This window comes from uncultured Algibacter sp. (assembly GCF_947490405.1).
Taxonomy (GTDB): Bacteria; Bacteroidota; Bacteroidia; order Flavobacteriales; family Flavobacteriaceae; genus Algibacter_B.
On sequence record NZ_CANLGU010000002.1, the window covers coordinates 13,827 to 26,513 of the forward strand.

Here is a 12,687-nt window from a genome sequence, read left to right on the forward strand (position 1 = left end):
GCTCCGTGATACGGAGCCTTATTTAATAATAAATTCTATAAAGATTATATTTTATCAACTTTTAAAGTCTCAAAAATATTTCTCAAATCCTTTTTATAAGGCAAGTGGTCTGCACGTCCTTTCTTGAAAATATCGTTACTATTTCCTTGCCCTTTACGCAGTGCTTTTTGCTCTTCGTAAGGTAAAGCATGAATATCTTTACAGTTTTCAGAACAGCAATTATTCATTTCTTCTTTACATGTATCACACTGAATGAATAATAAGTGGCAGGCATCATTTGCACAATTTGTGTGCACATCAAAAGGAGTTCCGCATTGGTGACACTGCGCAATGACGTCATCACTAATTTTTTCTGCTCTTCGCTCATCAAAAACAAAATTCTTTCCTAAAAATTTATTTTCAAGATTCTTTTCATTTATCTGTCTTGTATACTCAATAATACCACCTTCAAGCTGATATACATTTTTAAACCCCTTATGCTTAAAATATGCACTAGCCTTCTCACAACGTATACCACCTGTGCAATACATTACTAAATTTTTATCAGCTTTATGTGCCTTTAAATCATCCTCAATAATATCAAGTGATTCTCTAAACGTATCTACATCAGGAGTAACAGCGTTCTTAAAGTGTCCAATCTCACTTTCGTAGTGGTTACGCATGTCTACCAAAACGGTATTTTCGTCTTCTATAAGTTCATTGAATTTTTCAGCACCAACATGCACCCCTTTGTCTGTCACATCAAAAGTATCATCATTCAAACCATCGGCCACAATTTTATGGCGTACTTTCACTTTTAGTTTTAAAAACGACATATTATCTTGCTCTACAGCAATATTTAAACGAATGCCTTTTAAAAAACCAATAGTGTCCAGATGTTTTTTAAATTCATTAAACCGGTCTGCGGGAAGAGATAACTGACCATTAATACCCTCGGCAGCGACATAAATACGTCCTAAAACGTCCAGTTTATCCCAAGTAATAAATAATTGGTCTCTAAATTCCTGAGGGTTTTCAATATTAGCGTATTGATAAAAAGAGAGTGTTAATCTATCCTTTCCGGCTTTCTCAATTAAATCTGCTCTCTCTTTGGCGCTTAACTTATTGTACAGTTGCATGCTATACTAATTTAAGGTTAAAGAAATATTTAAAGCGCAAAAATACAATTAATTACAACAATTACAAGCTTAAATATTTGGGTGTTACCCTTTTGGGATCGTGCTTTCCATAACAATCTCTAGTACACTAACCTCTATCAATTTTCAAACATAAAAAAAGTGCTCTTGTAAACATAGAGCACTTTTTATTGACTAATTCGATTCATATTATTTTTAATTTTTATTAAAACACAATCGAATTTAGCCACCATCGGCTTTACAATTACTATTTATAAGCACAGTAACTAAAACGCCTAATGCATTAATTAAAATAGTTTGTTTGAAAAATTTCATAATCTTTTCATCTGTTCAAATTTTGCTATCTCAAAAATTGGTCAGATGTAATTCACCAAAAATCACATTGAATCGAATCAACATAATAATTAAGGCTCATTTTATAGCAAAATTTTTCTTCTTTATTAAGTAGATGCAAATTGTGGAAAAAGGTTGCGTCATATTATTGTAACATGTAAAAACTTATAGTATTTTAGCACGTGTAACTTCAGAAAAAATAAGATTCATGAGCAGCGAAAAAGAAGCGAAATTAAAAGCATTAAAACTTACATTAGATAAACTAGATAAAGCCTACGGTAAAGGTACGGTAATGAAAATGAGTGATTCTGCAATAGTCGATGTAGAAGCTATTCCATCAGGTTCCTTAGGCTTAGACATTGCTTTGGGCGTTGGCGGTTATCCACGCGGGCGTGTTATAGAAATTTATGGTCCAGAATCTTCAGGTAAAACCACACTAACCTTACATGCTATTGCTGAAGCGCAGAAAGCCGGTGGTATTGCTGCATTTATAGATGCAGAACATGCTTTTGATAGATTTTATGCTGAAAAACTTGGTGTAGATATAGATAACTTAATTATCTCTCAACCCGATAATGGAGAACAAGCTTTAGAAATTGCTGATAATTTAATTCGCTCTGGTGCTATTGATATTGTTGTTGTAGATTCAGTGGCAGCATTAACACCAAAAAGTGAGATTGAAGGCGAAATGGGAGACTCTAAAATGGGGCTTCATGCGCGCTTAATGTCTCAAGCCTTAAGAAAACTAACGGCTTCTATAAGCAAAACTAATTGTACTGTAATATTTATAAACCAATTACGTGAAAAAATTGGCGTTATGTTTGGCAACCCTGAGACAACTACTGGTGGTAATGCTTTAAAATTTTATGCTTCGGTGAGATTAGATATCCGCCGTTCTACACAAATAAAAAGTACTCAAGGTGATGTGATGGGTAACAAAACCCGTGTAAAAGTGGTAAAAAATAAAGTAGCTCCTCCTTTTAGATTAGCAGAATTTGATATTATGTATGGCGAAGGTGTATCTAAAGTTGGTGAAATTCTAGATTTAGCCGTTGAGCATGACATTGTAAAGAAAAGTGGCTCTTGGTTTAGCTATGATGAAACCAAGCTCGGGCAGGGTCGAGACGCTGTAAAAGCTTTAATAAAAGACAATCCGGAACTGATGGATGAGCTTGAAACCAAAGTTAGAGCAGTTGTAACAGAACAATAATTAAAAAATCCCGATTATCGGGATTTTTTAATTCTACTCCTTTAGTTTTTTTGTACAGCCTAAAATAAATTAATTTTATACGCAACCTTTTAGTCTATTTTGCATCTTAGAAGTGCAAACATGTATTTAACCCTGAATTTATTTGCTATGAAAAAGTTATTAGTTCTTTGTTTAACGCTTATACTTTGTGCGTCATGTAGTACTGAAGACGATGGCACGAGTTTTAGTTTTGAAGTTTTACCTGTTGAAAGTGTAGACATTCCTGACGAATTTGAGTTAGGAGAAGTTTACCCTATTACAGTTTCATATTTAAGACCATCCACATGTCACGCTTTTAAAGAGTTTTATTACTTAAAAGAAAATAATGAACGAACTGTTGCTCCAATAACTTATGTTTTTGATAACAACAACTGTGAAACTCTTGAAAGTGACAATTTGGTAGAAGCTACTTTTAATTTTCAAGTTACTAGTAATGGTTCCTACATTTTTAAGTTTTGGCAAGGTGAAGATGACGATGGAGAATCTCAATATTTAACCATTGAAGTTCCTGTAGTAGAGTAATTAAGTATTCATATTTAATACATGTTTAAATTGAGTTTAAAGCAACTCATAGAAAATTGTAAAATTGATGATACTAAAGCACAAGGCGAATTATACAAACTCTTTTCGAGTAAGTTATTTGCTATATGCTTAAAGTATTCACGTAACTATGCCGAAGCAGAAGATAATCTGCAGGATGCATTTTTAACAATTTTTAAAAAAATTGAACAGTACAAGAATAAAGGTTCTTTTGAAGGTTGGCTAAAACGCATAACGGTTAACACAGTATTACAGCGTTACCGCAATGAAAAAGTTTTTGACATAATTAACGAGAATACTATTGAAGATGTTGAATTAGATGTTGATGAAGACACTGTCTCCATTGATTATCTTTTAAAAATAATACAAGAATTACCAGACAGATACCGGCTTGTTTTTAACCTGTATGTTCTTGATGGATATTCACATAAAGACATAGCAGAAATGCTAAGTATAACTATTGGAACATCAAAATCTAACTTAGCTAGAGCTAGACAAATTTTGAAACAAACCATTGAAAATTACAACACTGAGCGACGATCTCAGTCATTATAAATGAGTGATAAAAAACATATAGACAGACTTTTTCAGGAAGGCTTTAAAGACTTTGAAGCAACACCTAATGATGCCGTTTGGAAAAATATAGAAGCTGAGCTTAACCAGAAAAAGAAAAAACGCCGTGTCATTCCTATTTGGTGGCGTTATGCTGGTGTTGCGGCTTTATTATTGCTGCTTTTAACTATTGGAGGTGTATTTCTGAATAATTCAGATAAGAATTCAACCAACCAAGTGGTTGATACTGAAAACACAATATTAAAAGACATTGACGTTAAAGACAACAACCCTTTAAATGACCCTCAAGATACAACGCCAACAATTTCAGATAATACGGCTCAAGAAAATTTGAATAAGGCATCTAATAAGTCGTCTGAAATAATAACGAATGATGAAAATACTAACCCATCAACAGAAACTTCTAATGCTGAAACTTCAGCTTCTAAAAAGCAAAATGAAAGTAAATATAATACACCTTCTAATAAGCAATTAATCCATTCAAAAAAGTTAATTAATCCCAATACGAATGCCATTACAAATTCTTCATCTGAAGAAGCACATAAGTTCGAATCAAAACATCTTCAAACTTCATCAGAAAACAGTACTCAAGTTGCTAATACTGCTGAAAAGGACAATACATTAGATAAGAGTATTGACTCTAAAAACGAAACTCCATTAGTAAATAAAGAAGATGCTAAATCAATTATTAATGGGACATCAAAAGAGAATTCGACTATTGCAAAATCCAATGAAATGCTGGATAATGTTACAAATACTAATACCAAAGAAGAAAATAAGCGTTCTATTGAAGATGCTATAAATAACCCCGAAGATTTTATTGAAAAAGAAAACACTCAACTAAACAGCAGGTGGAGTATCGCCCCAAATGCTGCGCCTGTTTATTTTAATACACTTGGAGACGGCTCATCAATAGACCCTCAATTCAACAATAACTCCAAATCAGGAGATGTTAATATGAGTTATGGTATATCTACAAGTTATGCTATAAATAAAAAAATAAGTATTCGCTCAGGAATTCACAGTGTTAACTTAGGTTATAACACTAATGATGTGGCTGTATTTCAAAATGTTGGGGCTAGATCAAGCAGTAGTGCTCTGCAAAATGTTAGTAACTCTTCTAACAATGTATCTCTTATTAGTACAAAGAGTTTAGAGTCTGATGCTTCTGAGTCTATAGTCGCTTCAAATGCATCAATCAATCAAAATTTAAGATACTTTGAGGTCCCTCTAGAAATTCAATATAAATTATCTGATAGCAAACTTGGTATAAATGTTATCGGTGGTTTTAGTTCGTTCTTTTTAAACGCAAGTAAAGTTTTTTATGAAGAAGACAATGGTAATAGAACTATACTTGGAGAGGCAAATAATATAAATAAAGTAAGTTACAGCGCCAATTTTGGATTGGGCTTAAACTATAAAGTTTCAAAACGATTTGATTTAAATTTAGAGCCCATCTTTAAATATCAATTCAATACGTTTAATAATACTTCTGGTAATTTTTCACCATTTTTAATAGGTGTTTATACTGGATTAGCTATAAAGTTCTAGGTTTTTGGTTAGATCTGGATATGGGTTTCAATTTAAGCTCTGAAGCTCATATCGAAAAGAAACTGCTCGTCCCCTCGAGCAGTTTTTTTATTTTAAAAACAATTTGGGCGTTACCCACAAGGGGTCGGGCTATCCGTTACAAGTCCTCGTTACGCTTTAGGCGTAACTGTGGGCTTTCCACTACTATCCCTAACGCGGGCAAATCCGCCAAAGTCTTTCTTAAAACTAAACTTGGTTATACTTTGTTCAGGTTTCTAAACTCTTTCAGGTTTAGGCAGTCTGCACCTCTAACTTTTTAAGTATTTAAACTTAATTATTAAACACTTCAAGCTGTTTCAAAATAACAGCTTTAGTTTTATCATTCAAAGCTCTAGTATCCTCAACAGTCAAACCCTCCGTCGATAAAAATTTATGAATCTTTACTCGCATTCTACCTGGGCTTCCGCTAAAAAAAGTATATGAGAATCGTTTTTTATTATCTGCAAACGTTAATGGCACAATTGGTATTTGATGATTTATGGCTAACCTAAAAGCACCATCTTTAAATTCATCCAACATAATATGCTCTTCGGGCACGCCTCCTTCAGGAAAAATACAAATACTTAACCCTGATTTTAGCCTACGTTGTGCTCTTAAAAACACAGCTTGCCTGCTTTTTGCCGAACTTCTATCAACCAAAATACAAGTGCGTTTATAAAAAAACCCAAAAAGTGGAATCTTAGCTAACTCCGCTTTGCCAACAAACACAAATGGATTTTTAACCGAGACCAACATCAACATAATATCTGCCATCGAGGTGTGGTTAGCAACAAACATATAACTTTTACCTCTTTCTGGAATTTGCTCGCTTTCAATTGTGTAAGCAAAACCCATACCTATTAAAATAAACTTAGCCCATAGACGGGCTATTCTAAAAAAGAAAGGATACCAAGATTCTTTTGATATAGAAATTAAAAGGATTGGGAAAAGTATAAGAATAGGTAAAGCAACAAGGATGTAAAACCAAATGCGGTATAATACCCAAAATATATATTTAAAAACCTTCATGAAAGCCAAAAATACATAATTGTATTGAGCTATTTTATTAAAACGTTTACCTTTGCTTTTTATGTTTAACAGATGAAAAAGATTCCTGCCTAAGCGGGAAATATTATGGCAAGAATACTTACAGGGATACAAAGCACAGGAACACCACATTTAGGAAACATTTTGGGCGCTATTATGCCAGCAATAAAAATGGCTGAAAAACCAGAAAACGATTCGTATTTATTTATTGCAAATCTGCATACGCTAACACAAATAAAAGATGCTGAATTGTTACGAAATAACACCTATTCTACAGCAGCCACTTGGTTAGCTTTTGGTTTAGATATTGAAAAAACAGTGTTTTACAGACAAAGTGATATTCCGCAAGTAACCGAGTTGTCTTGGTATTTAAGCTGTTTCTTCCCTTACCAACGCTTAACCTTAGCGCATAGTTTTAAAGACAAAGCTGATAGACTGGAAGATGTAAATTCAGGGTTGTTTACTTACCCAATGCTTATGGCTGCGGATATTTTACTCTATGATGCAGAAATAATTCCTGTTGGAAAAGATCAAGAACAACATATTGAAATGACACGTGATGTAGCATCACGTTTTCATGCAAAAGTTGGAGAAACTTTTGTTTTACCAAAAGCTGAAGTACAAAAAGACACCAAACTTATTCCAGGTACAGATGGCCAAAAAATGAGTAAGAGTAGAAATAACATCATCAATATATTTTTGGCTGACAAAAAACTACGTAAGCAAATTATGGGAATTCAAACGGATAGTACACCACTTGAAGAACCAAAAGATTGGAGCACTTGTAATTGTTTTGCTATTTATAATTTATTGGCTAATGATGCTCAAATTAACGACATGAAAGCTAATTACGAAAATGGTGGTTATGGTTATGGGCATGCTAAACAAGCTTTATATGAATTGATTTTAGAAACTTTTGCTGAACCAAGAGAGCGTTATAATTATTATATGAGTAACCTTGAAGAAATTGATAAAGCTTTAGCTATTGGTGCCGAAAAAGCTAAGTTGGTTGCTGATGATGTTTTAGGAAGGGTTCGTAAGAAGGTTGGGTACTAAACCACCTCAAATAACTTCCCAGGCAAAGGTCTAATAACCCCTTTCAATTCCATATTTAAAAGTGTTCCTGATACTTTAAAAATGGGCATATCACAATTCAAAGCAATACTATCCAATTGCTGTTTTTCGTTTTCTTTTAAGTAATTATAAATTACTTTTTCAGTAGCATCTAACTCAACAAATAATTGTTTTTGTATGGCTGGTTTTTTATCGTCTTCAAGTTGCCAATTTAATATATAAGGTACATCCAAAGGCGTTGTCATCATATGTGCTTTTTGATGCTTTATCAAATTATTACAACCTATACTTTGGGTATCTCCAACGCGCCCGGGAACCGCAAATACATCGCGATTGTATGACCCAGCAATGTCTGCTGTAACTAAACTTCCACCTTTTTCAGCAGATTCTATAACTATAGTGGCTTCACTTAAACCAGCAATAATTCTATTTCGTTTTAAAAAATTTCGCTTATCAAAAACATCTGTACTCCAAAAATCAGAGAAAAAACCACCATTTTTCTCCATATCTACCATATATTTTTTATGCACTTTAGGGTAAATTTGGTTCAATCCGTGTGCTAAACACGCCACAGTTTGCAAATCGTGTTTCATGGCTGCTTTATGTGCTGTAATATCTGTTCCGTAGGCAAATCCAGAAACAATTATGGGGTCATAGGGTGCTAATTTTTCAACTAAATTTTCACAAAAGGCAATCCCATTGGTTGTTATTTTTCGAGCGCCAACAATACTGATAATATGCTGTTTCTTTAAATCTATTTTGCCTGTTTGAAATAATAAAATAGGACTATCAATACAATGTTTCAACTTTTCAGGATATTTATCCTCTTGAAAATAAGATACATCTATCTCATTTTCTTTGATAAACAATAACTCCTTTTCGGCTTCTTTTAAATGATGCGTTTTAAACAAATCGCTTATTGTTACGGTCCCAATACCATCTATTTTCAAAAGGTTTGCCTTCTTTTCTTTTAAAACAGCCTCAGCAGAACCACAAGTATTAATCAATCGCTTTGCAGTAATATCCCCAATATTTGGCACATGTTGTAAGGCTAAAGTATAAAGCAAATCGTTTTCTGTCATTCTAAGTATCTAATTATTAAACCGCAATAAAAGAATTTTTACATTGTTAATAAATAGTTAAGTCCAAATTTTATTGGAAAGCACATTTTTTTAACTTTGTTTTCATGCAATTAGAGACCTACATAAGCGACTTACTATATAGATATGAGTGTGTTACCATTCCAGAGTTTGGTTCATTTTTAACACAGCGCGTATCAGCAACTATTGATGATGCTACAAATACGTTTTATGCTCCAAAAAAAGTGTTGTCTTTTAATGAACAAATTCAACAGAATGATGGCTTATTAGCGCACTATATTGCCGATATAGAAAAAATACCTTTTGAGGTTGCCAATAAAAAAATTGCTAAACGTGTTAAGCTTCTAAAATCTTACTTAACACAAGGTGAAACGCTTACTTTTAAAAATATTGGTGAGATTGTTTTTAATAAAGAAGGTAAAATTTTATTTGAACCTACATACCACCTCAACTATTTAACAGATGCTTTTGGTTTATCGCAATTTGTAACACCAACTGTAACTCGCGAGGAACACAAAGAAGTTGTTAAAGAGATAGAAAAAGTAATTCCTATTACTATTACTCCAGAAAAACGTAAAACTAAACCTTATTTAAAGTATGCTGCAGTGGCATTAATTGCTTTAACATTGGGTGGTTTTGGAGCTTCTAAATTTTATGTGGATCAAATTGAAGAACATAATCAATTAGCACAAGAAGAGGCTGCACAACAGTTAGATACAAAAATTCAGCAAGCTACCTTTAATTTAAATCCGCTTCCTGCAATTACTTTAAATGTAACCAAACAAACTGGTAATTACCATATTGTTGCAGGTGCCTTTAGAGTTGAAGAAAACTGCGATAAAAAAGTAAAACAACTAAAAGCTGACGGATTTAGTGCCAGAAAAATTGGTGCTAATAAGTACGGTTTACATCAAGTAGCTTATGCGACTTACGAGGGTAGGTTAGATGCCTTAAAAGCTTTACGAAGTATCAAAAAAACACATAATAGAGATGCTTGGTTACTCGTTAAAAAGCTAGATTAGTTTAACAAACATTTCACTTACCAATTTCTGTATTAATACGTAACTTTGCCACATCAAAATTAAAAGATGAAGGCAAAAACTCCCGAACAATCTAAAACAACTATGACCGATATGGTTTTACCCAGTGAAACCAATCCGTTAAACAACCTATTTGGTGGCGAATTATTAGCACGTATGGATCGTGCTGCAAGTATTGCTGCCCGCCGTCATTCTAGGCGTATTGTGGTTACAGCTTCAGTAAACCATGTAGCCTTTAATAGAGCGGTACCATTAGGAAGTGTTGTTACGGTTGAGGCTAAAGTATCTCGTGCCTTCAATACTTCTATGGAAATCTATATTGATGTTTGGATGGAAGACAGAGAATCTGGTGCTAGAACCAAAGCTAATGAAGCTATTTACACTTTTGTTGCCGTAGATGAAACCGGTCGCCCTGTAAAAGTACCAGAAGTCACTCCTGAAACAACTTTAGAAGTAGAACGCTTTGATGCAGCATTACGGCGTAAGCAACTCAGTCTTTTACTAGCTGGTAAAATCAAACCTACTGACGCTACTGAGTTAAAAGCATTGTTTGATTAAACCTTTTTTAACTTCTAAAGTCTTATAGTAAACCCAAAATCATATTGCTATGAGAACTTTATTTATTTTATTATCAGTTATCTGTATGATGAGTTTATCATCATGCGCTTCAAGAGTCGTTACAAAACCAGCTTCTGTAACGGTTGTAAAAACAGCCCCAAAACATCATAAAACAGTTATTGTAAAAGGTAAACGTTACTATTTTTGGAATGGGAAGCATTACAGAAAAACAAGAAGAGGTTACGTATTTGTAAGAGTTTAATTTTTTGGACATTACCACAAGGGTCGGGCTTTCGGCAGTCGCTCCCTCCTTCGTCGGGGAGCTTCAACAAATGCCTCAATCCCTAACGCAGGTAAACCCGCAATCATTGGTGCAAAACCAATGGACAAGTATTATCATCGATAGCCAATAATTAATAAAAAGGCAATTAGCAAAATAAATTCTAGAACAGAACTTCATAAGATCCTGAAACAAGTTCAGGATGACACTTCGTATCACATCTTATAAATCCAACTAGCAGGATTCTCAGTAGCAGTACCTTTAGATAAAGTAAACCTCAAAATAGTTTCTCCATTGGATGGGTTTGTAAAAACCTCTCCTATGGCTTGTTTAGTTTTTACTTTATCACCCTTTCTCACATATACTTTGGCTAAATTCCTGTAAACGGTTAAGTAATTTCCATGACGAATCATTACAATAGGATTCACATTTTTCATTTTCAAAATCTCACTTACTTCACCATCAAAAACCGCTCTAGCTTCAGCACCCTTTTCTGTAGCAATACGTACACCATTACTTTTTATAGTTAAAGATCTATCAATTGGATGACGTTGTGTCCCATAGCCTAAACGCACAAAACCTTTTTCCACTGGCCAAGGTAACTTTCCCTTGTTTGAAACAAAATTTGAAGCCAATACTTTTTCTTCCGCAGTTAAAGCAAATGTTTTAGAACTTGTAGTTTTACCAACTTTTTTATTCGATTTTACAATAGCTGCTTTAATAAGTTTATCAATTTCTCTATCAATTCTATCTGCTTCTCGTTGTTTTTGTCGAATTTGCGCTGTATACCTATTCATATTTTTTCGAATAGATGCCATTAAAATTTGATGCGCTTTACGCTCTTTTTCAAGAGATTTTTGGACCACTCGATTTTCAGCAATAAGTTTCTTTTTGTCTTCCTGCTGTTTTAATAAACTAACATTTATTTCTTGTAATTCTATAGCTTTAATCTTTATAACCTCGCCTTGTTGTTTCTGGTGGTCTGAGTATTGTTTAATGTATTGTAAGCGCTTATAAGCCTGTTTAAAATCGTTTGAAGACAACAAGAACATAATACGGCTTTGTTGATTTTTACTTTTATAAGACTTGACTATCATAGCAGCATAATCTTCTTTTAGCTGCTTTAATTCGTCTCTTAAATCACTTATTTTTTTCTGATTTGAGTTGATTTCTCGAGTTAATAAATTAGCCTGCTGGTTTGTTACTTTTATTAAGTTAGAAAGTACATTAATTTTATAATTAAAATCTTCAATCAAAGACAACTCAGATTTCTCCTTGGACTTATTTTCGGTTCTCAGTTCATTAATCTTCTGGATTTCTCTTCGTAATTCCTGCAGGCGAGATTCCAATTGTTTTTGCTTATCACTTTGCGAAAAACTAAAACTTGAAACGAGTAAAAACCCAAGAACAAAAACTAATTTATATGTCAGTTGGTTTAATTTCATTTAAAGTTCTATGGCTTTAAACCCTGAAGGTATTTTAAACGGAAATCTTAATTCTTCATTCAAAGACACGTTCTTCATTTCTAACTCAACAAGCATTTCCTCACTAGCTTCAACCGCAATCACTTTAATACGCTCAGGAATAATTTGTTTTTCAACATCTTGATACGATAAATAATCAATCTGCAAATGTCTATATTCTTTAGGTTGTGATATTTGTTGGGATTTTACTTTAAAATTTGAAGGATTTAATAAAAAGAAAATCTCAAACAATTCGCGTTGTTTTTTTGGTTGAACAATGTATGATTCTTCATCAACTGTAGCTTTATAATCCCCAGAAGTCATGTTGTAAATAGTTTCACCTAATAATAAATTCTGAACTTTTTCAAAATCTAATTCCGTTCCTAATAAATCGCTTAAATATTTATAATCGCCATCAAAATAGGTTTTGTCTAGCTTATTGTAAAAACTCACCTTTTCAGGCGTTACCAAAGCTCTTATTACCGAAAATGTAGCACTTATCCATAAGACTTCATCCTTTTTAGCCCTAAAACTAACCGTATGTGTTTGAGACTTTCCCTTTTGGGTATAAGTTATTTTAAGTCTAGCCTGCAAGGTTCTAAAATTGGCAGCTTGTTTAGCATTTTCCTTTATCAGTTGTCTGGTAGATAGCTTAAAATTAGCCTCACCATTACCAATCGTTTTTGCAGATTTGCAACTAAACACAATTGCAAGTAGCATCAATA

At 33.4% G+C, this 12,687-nt stretch carries 13 protein-coding genes; 8 read left to right on the forward strand and 5 right to left on the reverse strand.

Going from position 1 to position 12,687, the window contains the following annotated elements:
- Positions 1-44: 44 nt before the first annotated feature.
- On the reverse strand, positions 45-1,118 hold the full coding sequence (locus Q0772_RS04010) for a rhodanese-related sulfurtransferase (protein WP_298340631.1): 1,074 nt from the start codon (positions 1,116-1,118) through the stop codon (positions 45-47).
- Positions 1,119-1,677: 559 nt separating this feature from the next.
- Between Q0772_RS04010 and recA the strand changes: the two genes are divergently transcribed.
- From recA to Q0772_RS04030, 4 genes are all read left to right on the forward strand, one after another.
- Positions 1,678-2,679, forward strand: a complete 1,002-nt coding sequence (recA, locus tag Q0772_RS04015) for a recombinase RecA (protein WP_298340632.1) — start codon at positions 1,678-1,680, stop codon at positions 2,677-2,679.
- 147 nt (positions 2,680-2,826) lie between these two features.
- Positions 2,827-3,240, forward strand: coding sequence for a hypothetical protein (locus tag Q0772_RS04020; protein WP_298340633.1), 414 nt, complete (start codon positions 2,827-2,829; stop codon positions 3,238-3,240).
- Positions 3,241-3,270: 30 nt separating this feature from the next.
- Positions 3,271-3,813 (forward strand): sigma-70 family RNA polymerase sigma factor, encoded by a 543-nt coding sequence (locus Q0772_RS04025; RefSeq protein ID WP_298342401.1) that lies wholly within the window; start codon positions 3,271-3,273, stop codon positions 3,811-3,813.
- Positions 3,814-5,382 (forward strand): outer membrane beta-barrel protein, encoded by a 1,569-nt coding sequence (locus tag Q0772_RS04030; protein WP_298340634.1) that lies wholly within the window; start codon positions 3,814-3,816, stop codon positions 5,380-5,382.
- A gap of 309 nt (positions 5,383-5,691) precedes the next feature.
- On the opposite strand, the gene Q0772_RS04035 is transcribed toward Q0772_RS04030, so the two are convergent.
- Positions 5,692-6,429: a lysophospholipid acyltransferase family protein gene (locus Q0772_RS04035; RefSeq protein ID WP_298340635.1), complete on the reverse strand. Its 738-nt coding sequence runs from the start codon at positions 6,427-6,429 to the stop codon at positions 5,692-5,694.
- A 105-nt stretch (positions 6,430-6,534) separates the two neighbouring features.
- Here Q0772_RS04035 and trpS point away from each other — a divergent pair, with 105 nt between their 5' ends.
- The gene (gene trpS / locus Q0772_RS04040) at positions 6,535-7,503 is read left to right on the forward strand and encodes a tryptophan--tRNA ligase (protein WP_298340636.1); all 969 of its coding nucleotides are present in this window, start codon (positions 6,535-6,537) and stop codon (positions 7,501-7,503) included.
- Here the strand turns inward: trpS and dprA are convergent.
- Positions 7,500-8,603: a DNA-processing protein DprA gene (gene dprA / locus Q0772_RS04045; RefSeq protein WP_298340637.1), complete on the reverse strand. Its 1,104-nt coding sequence runs from the start codon at positions 8,601-8,603 to the stop codon at positions 7,500-7,502. The two genes, trpS and dprA, sit on opposite strands and share 4 nt — an antisense overlap.
- Positions 8,604-8,707: 104 nt before the next feature.
- On the opposite strand from dprA, the gene Q0772_RS04050 reads away from it, so the two are divergent.
- From Q0772_RS04050 to Q0772_RS04060, 3 genes are all read left to right on the forward strand, one after another.
- A complete protein-coding gene (locus Q0772_RS04050; RefSeq protein WP_298340639.1) occupies positions 8,708-9,643 on the forward strand; it encodes an SPOR domain-containing protein in 936 nt (311 codons plus the stop codon).
- A 66-nt stretch (positions 9,644-9,709) separates the two neighbouring features.
- A complete protein-coding gene (locus tag Q0772_RS04055; RefSeq protein WP_298340642.1) occupies positions 9,710-10,219 on the forward strand; it encodes an acyl-CoA thioesterase in 510 nt (169 codons plus the stop codon).
- A gap of 49 nt (positions 10,220-10,268) precedes the next feature.
- Entirely contained in the window at positions 10,269-10,481 is a 213-nt protein-coding gene (locus tag Q0772_RS04060) for a DUF6515 family protein (RefSeq protein ID WP_298340643.1), read from the forward strand.
- A 233-nt stretch (positions 10,482-10,714) separates the two neighbouring features.
- On the opposite strand, the gene Q0772_RS04065 is transcribed toward Q0772_RS04060, so the two are convergent.
- Together Q0772_RS04065 and Q0772_RS04070 are read right to left on the reverse strand one after the other, a co-directional pair.
- Positions 10,715-11,944 (reverse strand): peptidoglycan DD-metalloendopeptidase family protein, encoded by a 1,230-nt coding sequence (locus tag Q0772_RS04065; RefSeq protein WP_298340645.1) that lies wholly within the window; start codon positions 11,942-11,944, stop codon positions 10,715-10,717.
- Positions 11,945-12,682 carry a DUF4292 domain-containing protein gene (locus Q0772_RS04070; RefSeq protein WP_298342404.1) on the reverse strand — a complete coding sequence of 246 codons (738 nt, stop codon included), beginning with the start codon at positions 12,680-12,682 and terminating at the stop codon, positions 11,945-11,947.
- Positions 12,683-12,687: the final 5 nt, after the last annotated feature.